The organism is Kocuria sp. GQ42 (genome assembly GCF_059758435.1).
The window spans coordinates 203066-225209 of record NZ_JCAXEN010000006.1 but is presented as its reverse complement, the minus strand read 5'-3'; the positions used below and the strand labels follow the sequence as shown (position 1 = coordinate 225209).

General features: G+C 74.3%; 17 protein-coding genes, 3 tRNA genes and 2 pseudogenes. 11 read left to right on the top strand and 11 right to left on the bottom strand.

Features of this window, described 5'->3' with window-relative positions; translation table 11 throughout:
- Positions 1-1056, bottom strand: coding sequence for a LacI family DNA-binding transcriptional regulator (locus AC6CH6_RS13770; protein WP_498255552.1), 1056 nt, complete (start codon positions 1054-1056; stop codon positions 1-3).
- Between the two features lie 195 nt (positions 1057-1251).
- On the opposite strand from AC6CH6_RS13770, the gene AC6CH6_RS13765 reads away from it, so the two are divergent.
- The 7 genes and pseudogenes from AC6CH6_RS13765 to AC6CH6_RS13735 all read left to right on the top strand — a co-directional run.
- On the top strand, positions 1252-2616 hold the full coding sequence (locus AC6CH6_RS13765) for an ABC transporter substrate-binding protein (protein WP_498255551.1): 1365 nt from the start codon (positions 1252-1254) through the stop codon (positions 2614-2616).
- Positions 2613-3593, top strand: coding sequence for a carbohydrate ABC transporter permease (locus tag AC6CH6_RS13760; RefSeq protein WP_498255550.1), 981 nt, complete (start codon positions 2613-2615; stop codon positions 3591-3593). The genes AC6CH6_RS13765 and AC6CH6_RS13760 overlap by 4 nt, the downstream gene beginning before the upstream one ends.
- A 2-nt stretch (positions 3594-3595) precedes the next feature.
- The gene (locus AC6CH6_RS13755; RefSeq protein ID WP_498255549.1) at positions 3596-4420 is read left to right on the top strand and encodes a carbohydrate ABC transporter permease; all 825 of its coding nucleotides are present in this window, start codon (positions 3596-3598) and stop codon (positions 4418-4420) included.
- A gap of 115 nt (positions 4421-4535) precedes the next feature.
- Positions 4536-6191: a glycoside hydrolase family 13 protein gene (locus tag AC6CH6_RS13750; RefSeq protein ID WP_498255548.1), complete on the top strand. Its 1656-nt coding sequence runs from the start codon at positions 4536-4538 to the stop codon at positions 6189-6191.
- Between the two features lie 191 nt (positions 6192-6382).
- Positions 6383-6688, top strand: a complete 306-nt coding sequence (locus AC6CH6_RS13745) for a DUF4193 domain-containing protein (protein ID WP_035925540.1) — start codon at positions 6383-6385, stop codon at positions 6686-6688.
- 60 nt (positions 6689-6748) lie between these two features.
- Positions 6749-7996: an MFS transporter gene (locus tag AC6CH6_RS13740; protein ID WP_498255547.1), complete on the top strand. Its 1248-nt coding sequence runs from the start codon at positions 6749-6751 to the stop codon at positions 7994-7996.
- A 40-nt stretch (positions 7997-8036) separates the two neighbouring features.
- Positions 8037-8987 (top strand): annotated as a pseudogene (locus AC6CH6_RS13735) (Gfo/Idh/MocA family protein); the annotation flags it as partial.
- Here the strand turns inward: AC6CH6_RS13735 and AC6CH6_RS13730 are convergent.
- Positions 8930-10456 (bottom strand): carboxylesterase family protein, encoded by a 1527-nt coding sequence (locus tag AC6CH6_RS13730; RefSeq protein WP_498255546.1) that lies wholly within the window; start codon positions 10454-10456, stop codon positions 8930-8932. The pseudogene AC6CH6_RS13735 and the gene AC6CH6_RS13730 sit on opposite strands and share 58 nt — an antisense overlap.
- 139 nt (positions 10457-10595) lie before the next feature.
- On the opposite strand from AC6CH6_RS13730, the gene AC6CH6_RS13725 reads away from it, so the two are divergent.
- Together AC6CH6_RS13725 and AC6CH6_RS13720 are read left to right on the top strand one after the other, a co-directional pair.
- Positions 10596-11702 (top strand): DMT family transporter, encoded by a 1107-nt coding sequence (locus tag AC6CH6_RS13725; RefSeq protein ID WP_498255545.1) that lies wholly within the window; start codon positions 10596-10598, stop codon positions 11700-11702.
- A 70-nt stretch (positions 11703-11772) separates the two neighbouring features.
- A pseudogene (locus AC6CH6_RS13720) lies at positions 11773-13479 on the top strand (glycoside hydrolase family 13 protein).
- Positions 13480-13582: 103 nt separating this feature from the next.
- Here AC6CH6_RS13720 and AC6CH6_RS13715 read toward each other — a convergent pair.
- The 4 genes from AC6CH6_RS13715 to AC6CH6_RS13700 form a co-directional block, all read right to left on the bottom strand.
- Positions 13583-14044: a hypothetical protein gene (locus AC6CH6_RS13715; protein WP_133408932.1), complete on the bottom strand. Its 462-nt coding sequence runs from the start codon at positions 14042-14044 to the stop codon at positions 13583-13585.
- 106 nt (positions 14045-14150) lie between these two features.
- Positions 14151-14223: transfer RNA gene (locus tag AC6CH6_RS13710), tRNA-Phe, on the bottom strand.
- A 63-nt stretch (positions 14224-14286) separates the two neighbouring features.
- Positions 14287-14360: transfer RNA gene (locus AC6CH6_RS13705), tRNA-Asp, on the bottom strand.
- A 79-nt stretch (positions 14361-14439) separates the two neighbouring features.
- Positions 14440-14512, bottom strand: a tRNA-Glu gene (locus tag AC6CH6_RS13700).
- Between the two features lie 166 nt (positions 14513-14678).
- On the opposite strand from AC6CH6_RS13700, the gene AC6CH6_RS13695 reads away from it, so the two are divergent.
- Positions 14679-15023 (top strand): metallopeptidase family protein, encoded by a 345-nt coding sequence (locus AC6CH6_RS13695; protein WP_172604431.1) that lies wholly within the window; start codon positions 14679-14681, stop codon positions 15021-15023.
- A gap of 10 nt (positions 15024-15033) precedes the next feature.
- Here AC6CH6_RS13695 and AC6CH6_RS13690 read toward each other — a convergent pair whose 3' ends face one another.
- Positions 15034-16113 carry a universal stress protein gene (locus AC6CH6_RS13690; protein ID WP_133408930.1) on the bottom strand — a complete coding sequence of 360 codons (1080 nt, stop codon included), beginning with the start codon at positions 16111-16113 and terminating at the stop codon, positions 15034-15036.
- 181 nt (positions 16114-16294) lie between these two features.
- Between AC6CH6_RS13690 and AC6CH6_RS13685 the strand changes: the two genes are divergently transcribed.
- A complete protein-coding gene (locus AC6CH6_RS13685) occupies positions 16295-17656 on the top strand; it encodes a D-arabinono-1,4-lactone oxidase (RefSeq protein WP_498255544.1) in 1362 nt (453 codons plus the stop codon).
- A 111-nt stretch (positions 17657-17767) separates the two neighbouring features.
- Here AC6CH6_RS13685 and AC6CH6_RS13680 read toward each other — a convergent pair whose 3' ends face one another.
- The 4 genes from AC6CH6_RS13680 to AC6CH6_RS13665 form a co-directional block, all read right to left on the bottom strand.
- On the bottom strand, positions 17768-19195 hold the full coding sequence (locus tag AC6CH6_RS13680) for an FAD-dependent oxidoreductase (protein WP_368812007.1): 1428 nt from the start codon (positions 19193-19195) through the stop codon (positions 17768-17770).
- 99 nt (positions 19196-19294) lie between these two features.
- Positions 19295-20248 (bottom strand): ABC transporter permease subunit, encoded by a 954-nt coding sequence (locus tag AC6CH6_RS13675; RefSeq protein ID WP_419966567.1) that lies wholly within the window; start codon positions 20246-20248, stop codon positions 19295-19297.
- Positions 20238-21002, bottom strand: a complete 765-nt coding sequence (locus AC6CH6_RS13670) for an ABC transporter ATP-binding protein (protein ID WP_498255543.1) — start codon at positions 21000-21002, stop codon at positions 20238-20240. The genes AC6CH6_RS13675 and AC6CH6_RS13670 overlap by 11 nt, the downstream gene beginning before the upstream one ends.
- Complete coding sequence (locus AC6CH6_RS13665) at positions 20999-22144, bottom strand: ABC transporter substrate-binding protein (protein ID WP_498255542.1); 1146 nt, start codon at positions 22142-22144, stop codon at positions 20999-21001. Before AC6CH6_RS13665 ends, AC6CH6_RS13670 begins: the two co-directional genes overlap by 4 nt.

Below are 22144 nucleotides of genomic sequence, written 5' to 3'. Positions count from 1 at the left end.
CTAGGGCCGGGCGGTGTCCTGCGCGGCGTGCGCCGGCCCGACCGGGTCGAGGCGTGCCGTGCTGCTGCGCACGACGACGCGGGTGGGCAGCCTCTGCGCCAGGTCCGGCTCCTCCCCGCGCAGCAGGGCCAGCAGCAGGCGCCCGGCCCGCAGCCCCTGGTCCCGGACGGGCTGGCGCACGGTGGTGAGGTCGACCAGCTCCGCCAGGGGGTGGTCGTCGATGCCGATGACGGAGACGTCCTCGGGCACGCGCAGACCGGCGCGCCGGATGGTGCGCATCGCACCCAGTGCCATCTCGTCGGAGTGGGCCAGGACGGCAGTGGGGAGGTCGCGGACGCTGAGCAGCCGCTCCATGGCCTCGGCCGCCGGGACCCCGCCCCACGCGGTGGTGACGACCAGCTCCTCGTCGACCGGGACGTCGGCGCGGGCCATGGCCTCGTAGAAGCCCCGGGTGCGTCCGCGGTGGACCGGCTGGTCGGTGCGGTCCGGATCGACGGCGGTGATCATGGCGATCCGGCGGTGGCCGAGGCGCAGCAGGTGCTCCGTGGCCTGGCGCACGGCGGCGGCGTCGTCGATGGAGACGTAGGGGTAGGTCGCGTCCTGGCCGCCGGCGGCGACGATGGTGACGCCCATCAGCTCCAGGCGGCGCCGTTCGTGGTCGGTGACCGGAACGGCGACCACCACGACCGCGTCGACCTTCCGGCGGGCGGGCAGGTGCTCGAAGAACGCGTGCCGACCCTCGGGCTCGCCCACGTGGTACAGCAGCACGTCGTGGCCGGCCTCCCGCAGCACCTCCTCGAGACCGCTGACCATCTCCCCGAAGTACCAGCGGTCCAGGTGGGGGACGACCAGGGCCACGCTGCGGGTGGCGCCGGTGGCCAGGCGCGAGGCCTCCGGGGAGGCGACGTACTCCAGCCGGCGGGCGACCTCGGCGACCCGTTCCCTGGTGGTCGCGGCGACCCCGTAGGCGCTGTTGAGCGCTCGGGAGGCGGTGGCCAGGGAGACGCCGGCCTCGCGGGCGACATCGGCCAGACCGACGGACTTCGAGGAGTTCATAGCCCCAGTGTAGATGTTTAGGAAGCGCTTTCTACATGTCGCCGCGAACGACCCGCCGCACCTTTCCGCACGGGAGCGCTTTCCCGTGCGGCGTCGCTTTTGAGGGGTTGACAGCCCTCCGGTATGACATGGATCATATTCGGAAGCGCTTCCGAAAAGGGGAGGCGCAGCCACCCTTCCGGAGGAGGAAGTCCCATGACCGATCGACCGGTCGCCCAGGATTCTGCCCGTCTGACCCGCACGAGGCTGCGCGTGCTGGGAGCGGGCGCCTGCGCGCTGTTCGCCCTGGCGGCCTGCGCGCCTCCCGGGGCCGGCTCGGCCCCGGCCGCTCCCGAGGCGGCCCCCACGGACGTCTCCACCGACCTGGGCGAGGAGCCCGTCGAGCTGACCCTCTACGACGGCGCGGGGCTGAGGGCCAAGGACGAGGCGCTGATCGAGGCCTTCACCGAGAAGCACCCCAACGTGACCATCACCGGCCGGTACGACCCCGACGACGTGCAGGCCCAGAACTCCCCGCGCGTGCTGGCCTCGGACGACCCGCCGGACATCGCCCGGGTGATCGCCCTGTCCGACGTGGCCGGCGACGGGCTGCTGACCGACCTGGATGCCTACGCCGACGCCTACGGCTGGGACGAGCTGCCGGAGGGCCAGCTGGCCCAGTACCGGGTGGACGAGGACGGGGTCCGCGGCGAGGGCTCCCAGTACACGCTGGCCGACGGCTTCACCGTGACCGGCTTCTACTACAACAAGGATCTGGCCGAGCAGCTGGGCATGACCACCCCGCCGCAGACCGTGGACGAGCTCGAGGACCTGCTGGCCCGGGCCGAGGAGTCCGGCACCGTGCCGATCATGGCCGGCAACCAGACCGGCCAGGTGATGACCACCACCCAGATGCTCCTCAACAACGCCCTGGGTGCCGAGGCGGTCAACGAGTGGGTCTTCCACGCCCCGGAGGCCTCGATCGACACCCCCGAGGCCGCCGAGGCCCTGGCCGCGGTCCAGGACTGGGCCGAGGCCGGGTACTTCCCCGCGGACACCAACGGCACCGACGCCACCGGGGCGCTGGGGCGCTTCGCCAGCGGCGAGGCCCTGTTCTACGCCTCCGGGAACTGGGACGCCGCCGCCCTGGACGAGCAGATGGGCGAGAACGTCGGGTTCTTCCTCCCCCCGGCCCCCGAGGGCGGCGAACCGGCGACGATGTCGGACCCGGCCTCCAACTTCGCCATCCCGGCCGGCGCCGACGACAAGGACGCCGCCGCCGCGTTCCTGGACTTCCTGCGCAGCGAGGAGGCCCGCCAGGTCGTCGCCGACGCCGGCTTCGCCCCCTCCGGCGTGGGCGAGGTCCCGGCCACCGAGGAGGGGTCGGTCAAGGCCCAGATCCAGGAGGCCTTCGCACAGCTGGTGGAGGCCGACGGGCAGGTGCAGTTCGTGCAGAACGCCACCAACGGCCTGACCACCACCTGGAACTCCGAGGCCCAGCGCCTGGTCGAGGGCGCCACGAGCCCGGAGGACATGCTGGCCGCGGTCCAGCGCCAGTACGAGAGCGAGCTGGGTCGATGAGCTCCCTCGACGGCTCCACCGGCCCCCTGCAGGGCATGGTCCTGCCCACCCCCGCCCCGGCGGAGGACACCGGGCGGCAGGACCGGGTCGAGCAGGCGGGCCGCCCGCGGCGACGGCGGCGGCGGAACTGGGGCGGCTGGCTGTTCGCCGCACCGGCGGCGCTCATGTACGCGGTGTTCGTGCTGCGCCCGCTGGCCGCCTCGGTCCAGTACTCCTTCTACGACTGGGACGGCATCACCGTGGCCACGTTCGTGGGCCTGGAGAACTACGTGCAGGTCTTCACCGACCCGCAGCTGCTGTCCTCGATCTGGCACGCGTTCTTCCTGATCCTCTTCTTCACCGTCATTCCCGTCACGGTGGCGCTGCTGGTGGCCGGGCTGATCCGGGAGCTGCGCAGCAAGGGCCTGGGCAAGCTGGCCCAGACCCTGCTGTTCATCCCCTACGTCATCCCCGCCGCCGCGGCGGCGATCGCCTGGAGCTGGATGTACGCGACCACAGGGGCGGTGAACCAGCTGCTCTCGGCCGTCGGCCTGGAGTCCGTGACCCGCGCCTGGTTCGGGGACTTCACCTGGGCGCTGCCGGCGGTGGGTCTGATCGGGACCTGGATCAACCTGGGGTTCTGCACCATCCTGCTCATGTCCGGCATCGGCAAGATCGACACCTCCCTCTACGAGGCCGCCAAGCTGGACGGAGCAGGGTTCCTCCAGACCTTCCGGGCGATCACCCTGCCCGGGCTGCGCCAGGAGATCGGGGTGTGCGTGACCATCACGATCATCGCCGCCCTGGCCAGCTTCGACATCGTCTTCATGGCCACCCAGGGCGGGCCCGGCTACGCCACCATGGTGCCCGGTGTGCAGGTGTACCAGCTCGGTTTCACCGAGTCCCGCATCGGCCTGGCCTCCGCCCTCGCCCTGGTCCTCAGCGCCCTCGTGCTGGCCGTCATCCTGCCCCTCCAACGACTGTTCCGGGAGAAGTGAGCATGCGTACCTCCAAGAGCACCCAGATCCCCGGTGTGGCCCTGCTGCTGCTGGCGATGGCCTTCTCGATCTTCCCGCTGCTGAGCATGTTCTCCACCGCCCTGCAGCCCCAGGGCTCCGTGCCCGTGGGCCTGAGCTGGCCCAGCGATCCGCAGTGGCACAACTTCGTCGACGCCTGGGACGTCGCCGACATCACCACCCTGGCCGGCTCCAGCTTCCTGCTCGTGCTCGGCGTGGTGCCCCTCGGGGTGCTGCTGGCCACGATGGCCGGCTACGCCCTGGGCCAGTTGCGCATCCCCGGGGGGCCGGTCCTCTTCGTCCTGCTGCTGCTGGGGCTGACCCTGCCCTTCGAGGTCACGATCGTCCCGCTGTACTACCAGATCCGCGAGATGGGCCTGCTCAACACCCGGCTGGGGCTGATCCTGCCGCTGATCGGGCTGAACATGCCGTTCGCCGTGTTCTGGATGCGCGCCCACTTCCTCAACGCGCCCCAGGAGCTCTCCGAGGCCTCGAGCATGGACGGGGCCAACGCCTGGCAGTCCTTCCGCGCCGTCCACCTGCCCCTGGCCCTGCCCTCGATCGCGTCCCTGGCGCTGCTGATGTTCATCTCCACCTGGAACCAGTTCCTGCTGGCGATCGTGCTGATGGACGACCCCGCCAAGCGCACCATGGCCGGCGCCCTGCAGAACTTCGTCGGCCAGTACTCCACCGACGTGGTCCTGCTCAACGCCGGGTCCCTGCTGATCATGGCCCCGATGATCCTGGTGTTCCTCTTCTTCCAGCGCCACATCGTCAAGGCCATGCTCGCCGGCTCCGTGAAGGGCTGAGCCGGCCCACCCCTGCGCCACCGGCGGCGGCGCCGTGCCCGTGCCGCCGGCGGCCGCCCACCCTGCCGGGGCCCGCGCGCCCCTCCCCCGACCCTCTTCCACGGACGGAGCCCTCGTGCCCTCTTCTGCCCTCCCGCCCATCCTCGCCGCCGATCCGGACTGGTGGCGCACCGCGGTCGTCTACCAGGTCTACCCCCGGTCCTTCGCCGACTCCGACGGCGACGGCGTCGGGGACCTGGGCGGGCTGCTCTCCCGCCTGCCGTACCTGGCCGAGCTGGGGGTCGACGCGATCTGGCTCAGCCCCTTCTACCCCTCCCCGCTGGCCGACGGCGGCTACGACATCAGCGACTACCGCGATGTCGACCCGCGCCTGGGCACCCTGGACGACTTCGACCGGGTCGTGGCCGCCGCCCACGGACTCGGGGTCAGGATCATCGTCGACATCGTCCCCAACCACACCTCCGACCAGCACCCCTGGTTCCAGGAGGCCCTCGCCGCCCCGAAGGGCTCGGCGGCCCGGGACCGCTACATCTTCCGGGACGGCACCGGCGACGACGGGGCGTGCCCGCCGGCGAACTGGGTCTCGCACTTCGGCGGTCCCGCCTGGGAGCGGCTGGTGGACGGCCAGTGGTACTGCCACCTGTTCGCCAAGGAGCAGCCCGACCTGAACTGGGACCACCCCGAGGTGCGCCAGTACTTCGAGGACACCCTGCGGTTCTGGGCCGACCGCGGCGTGGACGGCTTCCGCATCGACGTGGCCCACTCCCTGGCGAAGGACCTGTCCCACCCGCTGCGCGACCAGCCCACGCTGGACCGCATGCTCCCGATGGACGGCACCGACCCCCTCTACGACCGGGAGGAGGTGCACACGATCTACCAGGAGTGGCGCCGGGTCTTCGACGAGTACGACCCGCCGCGGATGGCGGTCGCCGAGACGTGGCACCCGGTCAACGAGCGGACCTATCTCTACGCCCGCCCCACCGAGCTCGGGCAGGTCTTCGACTTCTCCCTGCTGAAGTCCCCGTGGGGCGCCGACCGCTTCCGGGCCGTGATCGACCAGGCCATGGCCGGCCACACCGGCGCCGGCGGCGGCCTCACCTGGGTGCTGTCCAACCACGACGTCCCCCGCCATGCCTCCCGCCTGGCGCTGCCGCACGACGCGGACCTCGACGAGTGGCTGCTGGCCGACGGGCGCCACCCGGTGCTCGACCCGCGGCGGGGCCTGGACCGGGCGCGGGCGGCGACCCTGATGATGCTGGCCCTGCCCGGCTCCCCGTACCTGTACCAGGGCGAGGAGCTCGGCCTGCCCGAGGTCCCCGACCTCCCCCGCGAGGCCCTGCAGGACCCCGTGTGGGAACGCACCGGCCACACGCTCAAGGGACGCGACGGCGCCCGCGTCCCCCTGCCCTGGAACCGCACCGGCACCTCCTTCGGTTTCGGCGACGGCGGCGCCTGGCTCCCCCAGCCGGAGAGCTTCGGGGAGCTGTCGGTCGAGGCCCAGGACGGGGTGGACGGCTCGACCCTCGAGCTGTACCGGGCGGCCCTGCGGATCCGCCGGGCCCACCCCGGGCTCGGCACCGCCGGATTCGCCTGGGCGGAGGCGCCGGCCCGGTGCCTGGCCTTCGACCGGGGGCCTGGCTTCCGGTGCCTGGTGAACCTCTCCGACGAGTGCGTCCCGCTGCCCGAGGACGCCGAGGTGCTGCTGGCCAGCGCCCCGGTCCCGGGCGGGGAGCTGCCGCCCGACCACACCGTCTGGCTGGCGGTCGCCTGAGCCCTCCGGGCACCGCCGGGGCCCGATCCGGGCCCCTCCGCGGTGCGACGAGGATCACGCCCGAGACGCCGCACTTCGCCGGAACGCGCGGGGACTCGACAGTTGCCCATGTCGTAGGGGTACACTCTGGTCCTTCCGTGCAGGGCATCCTCTGCACAGCACCACCCCGTTCCAGGAGGACGCACCACATCATGGCCACCGATTACGACGCCCCGCGCACCCGGCCCGAGGACGAGCCGGCCAACGAGTCCCTGGAGGCGATCCAGGTCCAGCGCAGCGCCACCACCCAGACCGCGGTCATCGACGCCGAGGACTTCGACACCGCCGAGGGCATCGACCTGCCCGGCGCCGACCTCTCCCACGAAGAGCTCACCGTGGCCGTCATCCCGGAACAGGTCGACGAGTTCACCTGCGCCTCCTGCTTCCTGGTCCGGCACCGCTCCCAGCTGGCCCGCCAGTCCGGCGAGACGCGGTACTGCACCGACTGCGAGGGCTGAGCGGACCGCTCCGTCCGGCCCGCGCCCCGGTGCCGCCGCACCCCGTGATAGAACAGGCCGGTGCGCCCGTCCACCCCGCCCCCTGACCGTTCCGCCGCCCCGCCCCGCGTGCCGGGGTGGCTGGTGGTGCTCGCGGTGGCGGTCGTGGCGGTCAATCTCCGCCCCGGGGCCACCTCCGTGGGGCCCGTGCTCGCGGAGGTGCAGCAGGGACTGGGGCTGAGCCCCACGATGGCCGGGGTGCTGACCGCCCTGCCCGGGCTCACGTTCGCCGCGGCGGGGGCGTGCGCGGCCGCGCTCTCGCGCAGGACCGGCATCAGCGGCGCCGTCACCGCCGGTCTGGTCCTGGTCGCCGCCGGGCTGCTGGCCCGGTCGGTCACGGGATCGGTGCCGGTGTTCCTGCTCCTGTCCGTGCTGGGCTTCGCCGGCATGGCCGTCGGCAACATCCTGGTGCCGGCGTTCATCAAGCGCCACGGGGGCCGGCGCACGGCGGCGCTGAACTCCCTCTACACGACCGGCCTGGCCGTCGGCGCCACGCTGCCCCTGCTGGCGGCCGGGCCGCTGGCCGCGAGCGGGCCCGACGGGTGGCGTGCCGCACTGGGCCTCTGGGGCCTCGTGGCCCTGGCCGCCGTGGTCCCCTGGGCCCTGGTCACCGTCCGCGACCGGCGCGAGCCCGCCACGACCCCCGGCCGCGCCCTGCATCCGGGCCGCGGCACCTCGATCCTCCGCTCCCGCACCGCCGTGGCGCTGTGCGTCTACTTCGGCGTCCAGTCGATGCACGCCTACGTCCAGTTCGGCTGGGTGGCCCAGATCTACCGCGACGGCGGCCTGGGCCAGGCCCAGGCCGGGCTGATGGCCGCCCTCATCGCCGCCATGGGCATCCCGGGAGGGCTCCTCATGCCCGTCCTGGTGGCCCGCTCACCGCACCTGCGGCGGTGGATCGTGGGCCTGGGCGCCTGCATGGTCGCCGGCTACTCCGGCCTGCTGCTGGCGCCCGCCACCACCCCCTGGGCCTGGGCCCTGCTCCTGGGGGTGGGCGGCTTCGCGTTCCCCACCGCCCTGGCCCTGCTCACAGCCCGCTCCCGGGACCCCCGGGTGACCGCGCAGCTGTCCGGGTTCACCCAGCCGGTGGGCTACCTGCTCGCGGCGGCCGGGCCCTTCGCCGTCGGCGCCCTGCACGAGGCCACCGGCAGCTGGACCGCTCCCCTGCTGCTGCTGATGGGCACCGCGGTGCTCCTCGTCGTCGCCGGCGGCGTCGCGGCCGCGCCCCGCTTCGTCGACGACGAGATCGCGGGCCCGGACGGGCCGTAGCGGCCCGGTGCGGCCCGGTGCCAGGGGCTATCGTGACCGCATGACTGATCAGGGTGCAGGACGAGTGCTCACCGCCGGACTCGTCGGATACGGCATGGCCGGGCGGGACTTCCACGGGGACCTGCTGCGGCGGGCCGGCGGGCGGGTCACCGACGTCGTCACCGGCGACCCGGAGCGGGCCGCCCGCGCGGGCGCCGACTGGCCCGGGGTGCAGGTGCACCGGGACCTGCCCGGGCTGCTGGAGCGCTCGCGGCCCGACGTGCTGGTCGTCGCCTCGCCCACGGGGCTGCACGTGGAGCACGCGCTGGCCGGTCTGGAGGCCGGGATCCCCGTGGTGGTCGACAAGCCGCTGGCCATGGACCACGAGGGCGCGGTGGCCGTGGTCCGCCGCGCCGAGGAGACCGGGATCCCGCTGACGGTCTTCCACAACCGGCGCTGGGACAGTGAGCAGCTGACCCTGGCCCGGGTGCTCGCCGAGGGGCACCTCGGGGACGTGCACCGGTTCGAGCGCCGCTGGGAGCGGTGGCGCCCGGTGCCCAAGGACCGGTGGCGGGAGAACGCGGTCGGCCGGGGCGGCGGGCTGCTGCTCGACCTCGGTCCGCACCTCGTGGACGCGGCGATCCAGCTGTTCGGGCCGGTGGCCGCGGTGCGGGCCGAGCTGCGCGCGCTGACGACCCCGGCCGAGGACGACGTCTTCCTGGCCCTGGACCACGCCTCGGGCACGATCAGCCACCTGTGGGCCGGGAGCCTCGTGGGGGCGCCGGGGCCCCGGACCCGGGTGCTCGGCTCGGCCGGCGCCTACCTCGTGGCCGGGCACGCCGACAGCCCCAGCCCCTTCGACCCGCTGGACCCCGGGGAGGGCATGACGGGTCTGCTCGTCCGGGGCACCGGGACCGACTCCGTGCCCACCGCCCCCGGCGAGCCCGCCGACTTCTACCGGGCAGTGGCCCGGTGGCTCCTCGGCGACGGCGAGGCCCCCGTGGACCCGTGGGACGCCGTGGCCGTCGCCGCGGTGCTGGACGCGGCCCGGCGCAGCGCCCGCACGGGGGCGCGGGAGGTGCCCGCGGCGCCCTGAGCGCGTCGCACGGCGCCGAGGACACAGCCGAGGACGCGCTCGAGGGGCCGTGCACCCGTGGCCGCGCGGTAGCGCAGGACGCCGGGGACCGCTCCGGCGTCCGCCAGCGGCTCGCCGCGGGCGAAGCCGGCCCACAGCCCCCGGAGGCGCCGGCCGTGGGCCTGGACGTCCTCCCACGGGGCCCCGGCGAGCAGCCCGGTGCCGGCCCACGCGGTCTCGTCGCCGAACAGGAGCGGGAGGTCGACCGTGTGGGCGGATCCGTACGGGCTGCCCGGCGCGCTCCAGGTGAGCAGGTAGGTGTGGGCGCTGCCACCGGCCCGGGCGTGCCGGGCGGCGAACCGGCGGACGGCCCGGGCGTGGACGGCCGCGGTCACGTGCCCCACGACGGCGCGGCGGAGCACGGGGCCGAGCAGCGGGACGCGGGTGACCCGGTGGAGGACGGGCAGCGTGGGCAGGTAGAGCCGGGCCTCCTCGGCGGTGTGGCCGATGAGCACGTCGATGTGCGGGGCCACGCGGTCCCAGGCCGCCTCGACGCCCTCCTCGGCGGGCAGGGGGTGGTGGCCGTACTGGGTGCCGAACGGCATCCGGCCCCGGAGCCCGAAGGAGGACGCGCCGGCTTCGACCTCGGCCTGCAGCGCCACCACCTCCGCGGCCGGCGTTCCCGCGGTGACGGCACCGGCCGCGGCCGCCATCGCCGCGGTCATCGCCGCCCGGCCGCGGGCGATGCCCAGCGGAGGGCTCTGCAGGATGGCCCGGCGGAACAGCAGCTCCGCGCCCGGGACGGCCATGAGGTGGGCCACGGCGTCGCCCCCGGCGGACTGGCCGAACACGGTCACCCGGTCCGGGTCGCCGCCGAAGGCCGCGATGTTGCGCCGCACCCAGCGCAGCGCCTCGAGCTGGTCGAGCAGACCGAGGTTGGCGGGGCGGTCCCGGCCCGCGCCGAGGTAGCCGAACAGTCCCAGCCGGTAGGTGACGCTCACGACCACGACCCGCTGCTCGGCGACCAGAGGACGGGGATCCATGATCGGGGCGTCCCCGGCCCCGGTGGTGTAGGAGCCGCCGTGGATCCAGACCATCACCGGCAGCCGTTCCGCCGCCCCCTGTTCGAGGGGCAGGGTCACCGACAGCCGCTGGCAGTGCTCGTCCCGCGGGAGCCCGGCGAGGGTGTCGCCGAGTACCCCGGTGAGGAAGGGCGAGTGCGCCTGGGGGCAGGCCGGGGCCGGGCGGGTGGCGTCGAACGGCTCCTCCCGGTCCGCGACCGGGACGGGCGCGGCGAACCGGTCCGCCGTGGCGTACGGGATCCCGGTCGCCCGGACGACGTCGCCGTCGACCCGGCCGCGCACCGGACCGCAGGGAGGCGCGAACGCGCGCGTCGGAGTGGTCATGCCCTCTTCTACCACGCGGCCCGCCCGGGACGGGGGCGGGCCGGCTGCCGCGAGCGCCGGCTGCGCCCGGCGCACCGTGCTCGGGGCGCCCGTCGCCCGCCCTGGGTAGATTGGACCGTCGACCGACAGGAGCCCGCCCATGACCGCACATCCGCAACGCCCGGCGCCGCCCCGCGTCCGCGCGCACGACGACCACCGACGTGCCGGTCGCACCGTGAGCGGCACCGCGAGCGGCACCGTGAGCCGCGCTGTGGGGCGCACGGGGCACCACGCCGGCCTCGGCGTCGCGGCCATCCTGCTCACCGCGGTCCTGTGGGGCACGACCGGGACCGCGGCGACCTTCGCCCCCGGCGCGGGGCCGCTGGCGATCGGGGCCGCCGCCCTGGGCGTGGGCGGACTGCTGCAGGCGGCGATCGCCCTGCCCGCCCTGCGCCGCTCGCGGCGGGCGCTGCGCTCGCACGCCGGGCTGGTGGCGGCCGGGGCCGCGGCCGTGGCCGTCTATCCGCTGGCGTTCTACAGCTCGATGCACCTGGGCGGCGTCGCGATCGGCACGGTCGTCTCCCTGGCCTCCGCGCCGCTGGCCTCGGGCGTCCTGGAGCGCGTCCTCGAGCGCCGCCCCCTGAGCCGGTGGTGGATGACCGCCGCGCTGCTGGGCGTCCTCGGCAGCGGCCTGCTGTGCCTGTCGAGGGCCGGCGGGTCCGGGGCCTCGGCCGCGGACACCGCCGCCGGCATCGGGCTCGGACTGGTGGCCGGGGCGACGTACGCGCTCTACTCGTGGGTGGTGCACCGGCTGATGGGCCACGGGGTGGGGCGCGCGGCCTCGATGGGCGCCGTCTTCGGCGCCGGCGGGGCGCTCCTGCTCCCGGTCCTCGCCCTCACGGGAGCGCCCCTGCTGGCCTCGGGGCAGGCGTTCGCCGTGGCCGCGTACATGGCGCTGGTGCCGATGTTCCTCGGGTACTTCCTGTTCGGCCTGGGACTCGCACGGGTGCGCCCGAGCACGGCGACGACCCTCACCCTGACCGAACCGGCCGTCGCGGCGGTCCTGGCCGTCGTCGTCGTCGGCGAACGGCTGACGGGCGCCGGCTGGACCGGGCTGGCGGTCCTCGCCGCCGCGCTCGTCGTCCTGGCCCTCGCCCCCACCAACGTGGTCGCGCACCGGCCGGGCGGCCCCGGCCGGACACCGGCCGCCCCAGCGGCCGCCGCCCCAGCGCCGGCCGCCGTGACACCGCGCCCGGGGACTGACTAGGTTGGGGACGCCCCCGCACCGGTCGCCGCCGCACCGGAGACCCCCGACGAAGCACCCGAGGAGCACCCCCATGACGCAGCAGGTCAGCCAGTCCCCCGCAACCGAGGAGAGTGAGTGGTGGCGCTCCGCGGTGATCTACCAGATCTATCCCCGCTCCTTCAACGACTCCGACGGTGACGGCCTGGGCGACCTCCCCGGGATCGTGGACCGGCTGGACTACCTCGCGGACCTCGGCGTGGACGCCCTGTGGCTGTCCCCGTTCTACGTCTCGCCGCAGCACGACGCCGGCTACGACGTCTCCGACTACCGGGACGTGGACCCCCGCTTCGGCACCCTGGAGGACTTCGACCGGATGCGCGCCCGGATGGCGGAGCTCGGGATGCGGCTGATCGTGGACCTGGTGCCCAACCACACCTCGAGCGAGCACGAGTGGTTCCGGGCCGCCGTGGCCGCCGGGCCCGGCAGCCCCGAGCGGGACCGGTACATGTTCCGGGACGGCCGGGGCGAGCACGGGGAGCTGCCGCCGAACAACTGGCGCTCCGTGTTCGGCGGCGAGGCCTGGACCCGGCTGCCGGACGGGCAGTGGTACCTGCACCTGTTCGACAGCACCCAGCCGGACCTCAACTGGGAGAACCCGGAGGTGTGGGAGGAGTTCCGCCCCGTCCTGCGCTTCTGACTGGACCGGGGCGCGGACGGCTTCCGCGTGGATGTGGCCCACGGCCTCGTGAAGGCCGAGGGGCTGCCGGACTGGGACCACCAGGTGCACATGGTCGAGGGCGAGCACGACGCGCGGGAGCACGACGCCCCGGACACCCCGCTGAGCACCGGCAGCCCCTACTTCGACCAGGACGGCGTGCACGAGGTCTACCGCGACTGGCACCGGGTGCTCGCCGAGTACGACGGCGACCGGATGCTGGTGGCGGAGGCGTGGGTCGAGCCGGCGCACCGGCTGGCGATGTACGTCCGCTCCGACGAGATGCACCAGGCGTTCAACTTCGACTTCCTGGTGGCCGGGTGGGACTGGGCCCGGATGTCCCGGGCCATCGAGGACTCCCTGGCGGAGTCGGCCAACGTCGGCGCGCCCACCACCTGGGTGCTGTCCAACCACGACACCGTCCGCCACGTCTCCCGCTTCGGGCTCACGGACCCCATCGCCTACCCCAAGGGGATCGACGCGGACGGCGAGCAGCCGGACCACGAGCAGGGCCTCGCCCGCGGCCGCGCCGCCGCGCTGGTGGAGCTGGCCCTGCCCGGCTCCGCCTACCTGTACCAGGGGGACGAGCTGGGCCTGCCCGACCACACGCGCCTGCCCGCCGAGCTGCGCCAGGACCCGGCGTTCGCCCGGACCGGGGGCGAGGAGATCGGCCGCGACGGCTGCCGGGTCCCGCTGCCCTGGGCCGCGGGAGAGCCCGGCCACGGCTTCGGGGCCGACCCGTGGCTGCCGCAGCCCGAGGAGTTCGCGCAGCTCGCGGCGGACCGGCAGGTGGGGATCCCCGACTCCACGCACACGGTGTACCGCACGGCACTGCGGGTGCGCCGGGAGCTCGGTCTCGGCCGCGGCTCCTTCGCGTGGCACGCGAGCCATGACCCCGCGACGGGCCTGCTGTCCTTCGTGAACACCACCGGCGCCGGGGAGCGAGTCCTCGTGGCGGCGAACCTGGGCGGCGCCCCCGTTCCCCTGCCCGCCGGAGAGCCGCTCGTGCTCAGCCGCGGGGACGCCGTGCAGGACGGCGTCCTGCGGCCCGAGCGGGCCGTGTGGTGGCGTCTGGCCTCCTGAGCCGTCCTGCCGGCCCTCGGTGCTCAGTCCGTGCTGCTCCAGGTCACGGTCGAGCTCGGCGCCGGGCCGGGCCACCTGCCCTCCAGTCCAGACAGGCTGCTGCTCAGTTCGAGGGGGTGGGCTCCGCGCACGCCCGGCGGAGCCAGTCGCCGACCGGCGCGAGCGTCCGCTGCAGATCGGCCAGCTCGGCGGGCTGCACGGACGGGCCCGCGGCGTCCAGGGCGGCCACGGCGTCCTCGAACGCGGGGCGCAGCTCGGCGGGCAGCCGGGAGGTGAGGTCCCGCACGGAGGCGGCCGCCCCCTGCGGGCGGAAGTGGGGGTCCGGCTCGTCGCCGGACAGCGGCACGAGGGTCAGCGCCGTGTAGGCGCTCGCCACGTCGAAGCAGGCCTCCGGTTCCGCGGTGGGCCCGGCCGGCACCGGGGCGGGCGAGCCCGCGGTCGGCTCGAGGACGAGGCCGGAGGACTGCGGGCCGGCGCCGCAGCCCGTGAGCGCCAGCAGGCTCAGGGCGGTCAGCGCGGCCGCTGCTGCCCCGCGGGGGCTCGGGCGACGGGGATACCGGATCACGGCTCCCAGGGTAGGGAGCGAACCTCCGTGTCCGCTGGCAGCGGGCGGCAGGACCCCCGGCACGAAGAAACCGCCGGCCCCTCGAGGGGACCGGCGGTTTCCGCGGTGGCTCCGACCGGCGTCGATCCGGTGACCTTACGATTTTCAGTCGTACGCTCTACCAACTGAGCTACAGAGCCCCGGCACATCCGCAGCGGATATGCCGCGACGGCGCCGCATCGAATCGATGAACGCCGTCTGAGCGACCCTGACGGGACTTGAACCCGCGACCTCCGCCGTGACAGGGCGGCACGCTAACCAGCTGCGCTACAGGGCCTTGCTGTTTCCAACGAGGACTGATCTTACCAGCATTCCTCGGCGGTTGTGCAAATCGGTGGGCGGACCCTCCGATCGCGTACCCCCAACGGGATTCGAACCCGTGTCGCCGCCGTGAAAGGGCGGTGTCCTAGGCCACTAGACGATGGGGGCCGGACACCCGCGTCGACGACCACGACCTCGGCGACCGAGGACCGTGACACGGGAGAAACCGAGTACAGCTTAGAGGCTCGCGCGGATCCCGCACAATTCCCGCACTACCCCCGGGGGACCCAGCCGGTGCCCGGGCTCGTGGGGTAGGAAGGGGAGTGTGATCGAGATGACCCGCGAGGAGTTCGACGGTGCCGTCGACGACGCCATCGACCTGATCCCGGACGCGCTGTTCCGGGCGATGGACAACGTGGTGATCCTGGTCGAGGAGGAGCCGCCGGAGCACTCCCCCGGGCTGCTCGGCCTCTACGAGGGCGTGCCCCTGACCGCCCGGGACGGCGGGTGGGGCGCCGGCTCCCTGCCGGACCGGATCTTCGTCTACCGGGGTCCGCTGCAGCGCATGTGCGCGGAGCGCGAGGAGCTCGTGGAGGAGATCACGGTGACCGTCATCCACGAGGTCGCCCACCACTTCGGCATCGACGACGAGCGCCTGCACGAACTGGGGTGGGGCTGAGCCGGCCCGCTCAGGCGTCCCAGGGGCGGATGTCGTCGGAGTCGAAGTCCTTGCGGGTCTCGATCCGCTCGTCGTAGCGGTCCGGGACGATCAGCACGGGTCCTGCGGCGTTGTGCAGCACACCCTGCGAGGTGGAGCCCAGGAGCATCCCCGCGAAGCCGCCCCGGCCGCGCGTGCCCATCACCACCAGGCCGTTGCGCCGGGTCTGCTCGACCAGTACCTGCACCGGCGCGCCGTCCGCGAGCTCCGAGCCGATCTCCAGGTCGGGGAACCAGCTCTCGAGCCAGGCGACGCCGCCGTTGAGCGCCCGCGCGACGTCGTCGTACATCACCTCGAAGTCCACCGCCGTGGGCATCCACGCGAGCGCCCCGCTCACGGGCGGGAGCGCGCACAGCACCGTCAGGGGGACGCCGAGCAGGCGCGCCTCCTCCGCGGCGTAGAGCATGGCCGCCCGGGCCTGGGTGGAGCCGTCCGAGCCGACGACCACGCGGTCCACGAGGGCCCGGGTGCTCGTGAGCTCCTCCGCGCCCAGGTGCTGCTGCGCCCACGGCAGGGGGACCACGCCCGTGGGGCACTTGGAGTGCGCCGGCACCGCCGTGGAGACCGTGCCGAGCAGCCGGCCCAGCAGACCGCCCCGGCCGCGGGAGCCGAGGACCAGCAGCTCCGCCGTGCGGCTCAGCTCGAGCAGGGCCCCGGAGGGGTCCCCGGTCTCGACGGTCGCCCGCAGCTCGACCCCCACGTCACGGACCTGGTCCGCCGCGTGGTTCAGCAGCTCCTCGACGCCCTGGGTGAGGGCGGCCTCGTCCACGGTGGCGTAGCCGGTGTCGAACCCCGAGCCGGAGAACACCGGCAGGCTGTACGCGGTGACCAGCCGCACCGGACGACCGCGGCGGCGGGCCTCCCGGGCCGCCCACCGCAGCGCCCCGAGGCTCTGCTCGGAGCCGTCGATGCCAACGACGATCTCCCCCGTGGCGTCGAGGGACCGGCTCTGCCCGCCGCCCGAGGGGACGCGGTCGCGCACCGCCTCCTCGCCCAGCGTGGTCTCGTGGGGCTCCTCGCGCTCCCGGTCCGGGGACGGGTGGTCGGTCATGGTGCTGCCTCCTGTGCGCGTCCTCGGTCCGCGGTGCTCCGGATCCCGCCGCGGGCTTCGCCTCCGATGGTACGCGCGGCGGGGCCGCAGGACGGGGTCATCGAGGGCGCCGGAGCGCCCCCCGGGATGACATGATGAGGGCGCACTGTGCACCTGCCTGCGAGGAAGGACGGTCCCGCCGATGAGCGAGGTCTCGTTGCCCGACGCCCTGCCCGGCGAGACCGGGACGGGAGAGTGGGCCACGTGGGGCAGGACGCACTCCGTCACCCCCCGGCACGTGCTGCGCCCCACCTCCGTCCCGGAGCTCGCGGAGGGCGTCGCCGCCGCCGTGCGCCGCGGACTGGGCGTGCGCGCGGTGGGCTCCGGGTGCAGCTTCTCGGCGCTGCCCCTGGCCCCCGACGTCATGGTCGACCTCTCCGGGCTGTCCGGGCTGCCGGCCGTCGACCGGGAGAACCAGCGGGTCACGGTCCTCGCGGGCACCACGATCCGTGACCTGAACCAGGAGCTGGACGCCCACGGGCTGGCCGTGACCAACCTGCCGGACAGCGACTGGCAGACGGTCGCCGGCGCTGTCTCGACCGGCACCCACGGGACCGGCCTGGCCTTCGGTTCCCTCTCCCAGCAGGTGGTGGCCCTGAGCCTGGTCACGGCCGACGGCGAGCTGGTGGAGTGCTCCGCCGAGCAGCGCCCCGAGCTGTTCCAGGCCGCGCGCGTGGGCCTGGGCGCCATGGGGGTCCTCGCGAGCGTCACCCTGGTGTGCGAGCCGACGTTCCGGCTGCACGCGGCGGAGCTCAAGGAGCCCCTCGGCCAGCTCGTGGACACCCTGGGCAGCCGGATGGCCGGGGCCGACCACTTCGAGTTCTTCTGGACGCCGGGCACCGCCACCGCCCAGACCCGGATACTCACGCGCCTGCACAAGCTCCCGGACTCCTACACCCGGCCCGGCTCCCCCGTGGCCCGCACCGTCCGCCGGCTCGACGACGCCCTGCTGCGCAACACCCTCACCGCGGGGCTCAACCAGCTGGCCACGGCCCTGCCGCGCTCCACGCCGGGGCTCAACCGGCTCGACGCCCTCACGAACAGCCCGCGGCAGTACAGCGACCTGTCCTTCCGGGTGTTCACCGTGCCGCGCCGGACCCGGTTCGTCTCCTCCGAGTACGCCCTGCCGGTCGAGGAGCTCGTCGTGGCCTTCCGGGAGCTGCAGACGCTCATCGAGCGGCGCGACTACTCGTTCTCGCTCCCGGTGGACGTGCGCTGCGCCGCGGCCGAGGACGCCTGGCTCGCCCCCGCCCACGGCCGGGAGACCGGCTGGATCGCGCTGCGGCAGTACTGGCGCCGGTACGACCCGAAGGTGTTCGCCGCGGCCGAGGAGATCTTCGTGGCCCACGGCGGCCGCCCCCACTGGGGCACCGTGCACACGCAGGACGCCGAGTACCTGCGCTCCGTGTACCCGCGGTTCCAGGACTTCCTCGACGCCCGGGCGTCCGTGGACCCGGACGGGGTGTTCCTCAACGACCACGTCCGCGGGCTGCTGGGCCTGTAGGCCCGGGGTCCAGCGGCGCGAGGGATCCGGCAACACGAGGGGCCGCGTCCGGCAGGACGCGGCCCCTCGCGGCCCGGCACGGCGGTGCGGTGCGCGGTGCGGTGCGGCGGCTCAGACGGGCGAGGAGACCGGCTCCGCCACGCCCTCGCGGGACACGCTGACCATCTCCTCGCGCTCGACCACCTTGACGCGCTCGCGCGGGTTGCCCTCGGCGTCGTGCGAGGACTGGCCGAGGCCCTGCTCGTACTCGTCGAGGGCCAGCCATCCCTCCCAGGTGGTGTACTCGACGCCGCGGGCCTCGAGCACGTCGTTGACGGACCCGGGGTCCGGGCGGGTGGCGCCCGGCAGCACGGCGCGGTCCTCCAGGAGGTGGGTGACCGTCTCGAGGGCGTCGGACTTGGTGGCGCCGATCAGTCCGACCGGACCGCGCTTGATCCACCCGGTCGCGTAGAGGCCGTGCAGCACGGTCCCGTCCTCGGCCAGCACGCGGCCCTCGGCGTTGGGGATCACGCCGCGGCCGTCGTCGAACGGCAGCTCGGGCAGGCGGGAGCCGAGGTAGCCGACCGCGTGGTAGACGGCCTGCACCGGGTAGTCGATGTGCTCGCCGGTCCCGGACACGGAGCCGTCGCCGTTGAGGCGCGTCCGCTCCATGCGCAGCCCCGTGACCCGGCCGTCCTCCCCCAGCACCTCGCGGGGGCTCTGCAAGAAGTGCAGGTGCAGCCGGCGGGAGGCGGTCTTCGGGGAGTCGTCGGCCCGCCACTTCTCGAGCGTCTTGACCATGACCTTGACCTGGTTGTTCTCGGCGATCGTCAGCTCGGAGCCCTCGTCGTACTGGAAGTCCTCGTCGTAGACGACGATGTCGACGTCCCGCGACTTGGCGAGCTCCCGCAGCTCGAGGGGGGTGAACTTCACCTGGGCGGGACCGCGGCGGCCGAAGATGTGCACGTCCGTGACCGGGGACGCCTTGAGCCCCTGGTAGACGTTGCCGGGGATCTCGGTGAGGAGCATGTCGTCGGCGTGCTTGGACAGCACGCGGGCGACGTCGAGGGCCACGTTGCCGTTGCCGATGACCGCGATCTCGCGGGCCTCGAGCGGCCAGGTGCGCGGGAAGTCCGGGTGGCCGTCGTACCAGGCCACGAATTCGGCGGCCCCGTGCACGCCCTGGAGGTCGTTGCCGGGGATGTTCAGCGGGGCGTCGTAGACGGCGCCGGTGGCGAAGATCACGGCGTCGTAGTGGGCGCCGAAGTCGGCGAGGGTCAGGTCCCGGCCGAACTCCACGTTGCCGAAGAAGCGGATGTCGCCGCGCCCCAGGATGGCGCGCAGCGCGGTGATGATGCCCTTGATCCGGGGGTGGTCGGGGGCCACGCCGTAGCGGATGAGACCGAACGGGGTCGGGTAGCGGTCGAACAGGTCGATGCTGACCTCGAGCTCCCCGTTCTTCACGGGCTCGGACTTGGTGAGCATGTCCGCGGCGTAGATGCCGGCCGGACCGGCGCCGATGATGGCGACGCGCAGGGGGCGGGTGGTGGTGTCAGCCACGTGGCTTCCTTTCGATTGCGCGCACGGCGTCCGCCGCGCGCATCGTAGACCGGGTACAAGGGTAGTGAATCCGGCGCAGAATCTCCTGGGTGCGGAGGCTCACGAGCGGTGGCCGAGCAGCCCCCGCCCGCGCAGCAGGCGCCGTTCCACGGGGTTGAAGAACAGCAGCTCCACGAGGATGCCCACGGCGAGGATCGCGAGCACCGCGACCATCACCACGGCCATGTTCGACACGGTCCTGCCCTGGGCGAGCAGGGAGCCGAGGCCGAAGCCGATGGAGCCGCCGATCGCGATGAGCTCGGCGCCCATGAGCGAGCGCCACGAGAACGCCCAGCCCTGCTTGAGACCGGCGACGTAGCCGGGCAGGGCCGCGGGCAGCACGATCCGGCTCGCCATCGTCCAGCCCGACGCCCCGAGGACGTGCCCGGCGCGGCGCAGCTGCGGGGGGATCTGGTCCACGCCCGCGAGCATCCCGTTGACGATGGAGGGGACCGCGCCCATGAGCACCACGAAGTACACGGTGGCGTCGGACAGGCCGAACCAGATGATCGCGGCGGGCACCCACGCCACGGAGGGCAGCACCTGCAGCCCGGAGATGAGCGGGCCGACGGCGTTGCGCAGCCCCTGCCACTGGGCCACCAGCAGGCCCAGCGGGGTGGCGACGGCCACCGCGATCAGGAACCCGCTGATTCCGCGCCACAGGCTGGTGCCCAGGGCGCCCAGGACCGTGCCGTCGGAGAGCAGCACGGCGACCTGGCGGGCGACGTCGAGCGGGCCCGGCACCACGTCCGGGCGGGGCCCGAGGACGGCGACGAGCAGCTGCCACAGGAGCAGGGCGAACAGCAGGGCCACCAGCGGCGGGGCCACCTTGGTGCGCAGCACCTCAGCCCCTGACGTGCGGCGGGTGCGCTCGGTCTGCAGGGCGTCGAGCCCGGCGAGCTCGTCCCCGGCGGGGCTCGGGCGGGCGCCGGACGGGGCCGGCGGGGGCGCTGCGGCGGGGCGCGCCACGGCGGGCCGGGCCGGGACGGAGGGTGCGGCGGTCTCAGGCGGCATGGCGGCTGATCTCCTCCCGGAGTCGTGCGGTGATCGTGCGGGTCAGTTCTCCGAGGGTGTCGTCGAGGGACTGGGCGTTGCCCTCGAAGCCGTAGGCGTCGGGGCCCTTCCAGGGGCGGGTGTCCCACTCCTGGACGATCCGTCCCGGCCGGGAGGACATGAGCAGCACCCGCTGGCCCAGGCGCACGGCCTCGCCGACGTTGTGCGTGATGAACACGATCGTGCGGCCGGTGGCGCGCCAGATCCGCAGCAGCTCCTCGTGCAGCAGGTCCCGGGTGATGGCGTCCAGCGCGGAGAACGGCTCGTCCATGAGCAGCACCTCCCGCTCCTGGGCGAGCGCCCGGGCCAGGGCCACGCGCTGGCGCATCCCGCCGGAGAGCTCGTGCGGGCGCTTGTCAGCGGCGTGGCCGAGCCGGACGAGCTCGAGCAGCTCGCGCGCCCGCTCGGGGCGCTCGGCCCGCGGCATGCCGCGCAGCTCGAGGGCGAGCTCCACGTTGCGGCGGGCGCTCAGCCACGGGAAGAGGGCGGCGTCCTGGAACATCAGGGCCGCGCCCTCGGCCGGGACGGTCACGGAGCCGCCGGTCGGCTCCTCGAGCCCCGCCACGATGTTGAGCAGCGTGGACTTGCCGCAGCCGGAGGCGCCGAGCAGCGCCACGAACTGACCGCGCTCCACCTCCAGGTCCACGTCCTCCAGGACGGGACCGTCCGCGGGGCCGAAGCTTTTGCTCAGCCCGTCGAGCCGGATCGCGGTCACGGTGCCTCCTCCCCCGCCGGCGCGGACGGGCGGGCCCGCTCCAGGAACCGCTCGTCCACGAGCCCCTCGAGCGGGGCGTCCTGGGTGGTGCCGGCCGCGACGCCGTCGGCGAGCAGCGCGGGGTAGGTCCCGGTGAGCGGGTCGACCGTCCACTCGAGCGCTCCGAGCGCGTCGATCAGGGTGGCCTGCGGCAGGGCCTCGGTGCCGGCCTCCACGAGCCCGGCGTTGAGGGTGCCGGCCACCGTCACGGGGTCGTCCTCGTGGGCGTCGAGCCAGTCCACGGACCGCTCCAGACCGCGGACGAGGCGCTCGACGGTCTGCGGGTGCCGCGCGAGGTAGTCCTGGCGGACCACGAGCACCGTGGTGGGGAACCGGCCGTCGGCCCAGAGGTCCCGCTCGTCCACGAGGACGCGGGCACCCTCCTCCTGGACGGCGCGGGTGGCCCAGGGCTGGGGCAGCCAGCCGCCGTCGATCTGGCCCTGCCGCAGCATCTGCAGCGCCTGCCCGTTGGGCATGGGGGTGATCGCGACGGAGCGCTCCCCGTCGCCGTCGACCCCGTAGCCCTGCCCGGCGAGCCAGGTGCGCAGGGCCACGTCCTGCGTGCCCCCGAACTCGGGGGTCGCCAGGGTGGTCCCCGCGAGGTCGCCCTCGTCCGCGACGTCGCCGGTCACCACGAACTGGGCGCCGCCGGAGGCCGCGCCCGCCACGATCACGAGGGACTCCCCGCCGGACTGCGCGTAGGAGTTGATGGCCGGGCTCGGACCCACGAACGCGGCGTCCAAGGTCCCGGCGTTCATGGCCTCCACGGCGGTGGGCCCGCTGCCGAAGACCTGGGGGGACAGCGCGGTCCCGCCCAGCTCCCGGGCGAGCAGGTCCTCCTCCAGACCCACCAGGGCGGGGCCGTGGGTGAGGTTGCCGAAGTAGCCCAGCCGCAGCTCGGCGGCGTCGGAGGTCTCCGCCGAGGCCTGCTCCCACGCCTCGAGGGTCCCGTCGGCGCGCAGCCACGTGGCGGCCGCCGTGAGAGCGGTCAGGAGCACGAGCGCGGTCAGCACCAGCGGCCAGCCGGGGCGGCGGGACGCGGCGGGACGCCCGCCGCTGCCGGCCGTCACCGTGACGAGGGCCGGCGGCTGCTGCCCGCCCAC

Excerpts from the sequence above, each read along its gene's own strand:
- AC6CH6_RS13770 (WP_498255552.1), bottom strand. The coding sequence starts at position 1,056 with ATGAACTCCTCGAAGTCCGTCGGTCTGGCCGATGTCGCCCGCGAGGCC.
- AC6CH6_RS13765 (WP_498255551.1), top strand. The coding sequence starts at position 1,252 with ATGACCGATCGACCGGTCGCCCAGGATTCTGCCCGTCTGACCCGCACG.
- AC6CH6_RS13760 (WP_498255550.1), top strand. The coding sequence starts at position 2,613 with ATGAGCTCCCTCGACGGCTCCACCGGCCCCCTGCAGGGCATGGTCCTG.
- AC6CH6_RS13755 (WP_498255549.1), top strand. The coding sequence starts at position 3,596 with ATGCGTACCTCCAAGAGCACCCAGATCCCCGGTGTGGCCCTGCTGCTG.
- AC6CH6_RS13745 (WP_035925540.1), top strand. The coding sequence starts at position 6,383 with ATGGCCACCGATTACGACGCCCCGCGCACCCGGCCCGAGGACGAGCCG.
- AC6CH6_RS13730 (WP_498255546.1), bottom strand. The coding sequence starts at position 10,456 with ATGACCACTCCGACGCGCGCGTTCGCGCCTCCCTGCGGTCCGGTGCGC.
- AC6CH6_RS13725 (WP_498255545.1), top strand. The coding sequence starts at position 10,596 with ATGACCGCACATCCGCAACGCCCGGCGCCGCCCCGCGTCCGCGCGCAC.
- AC6CH6_RS13695 (WP_172604431.1), top strand. The coding sequence starts at position 14,679 with ATGACCCGCGAGGAGTTCGACGGTGCCGTCGACGACGCCATCGACCTG.
- AC6CH6_RS13690 (WP_133408930.1), bottom strand. The coding sequence starts at position 16,113 with ATGACCGACCACCCGTCCCCGGACCGGGAGCGCGAGGAGCCCCACGAG.
- AC6CH6_RS13685 (WP_498255544.1), top strand. The coding sequence starts at position 16,295 with ATGAGCGAGGTCTCGTTGCCCGACGCCCTGCCCGGCGAGACCGGGACG.
- AC6CH6_RS13675 (WP_419966567.1), bottom strand. The coding sequence starts at position 20,248 with ATGCCGCCTGAGACCGCCGCACCCTCCGTCCCGGCCCGGCCCGCCGTG.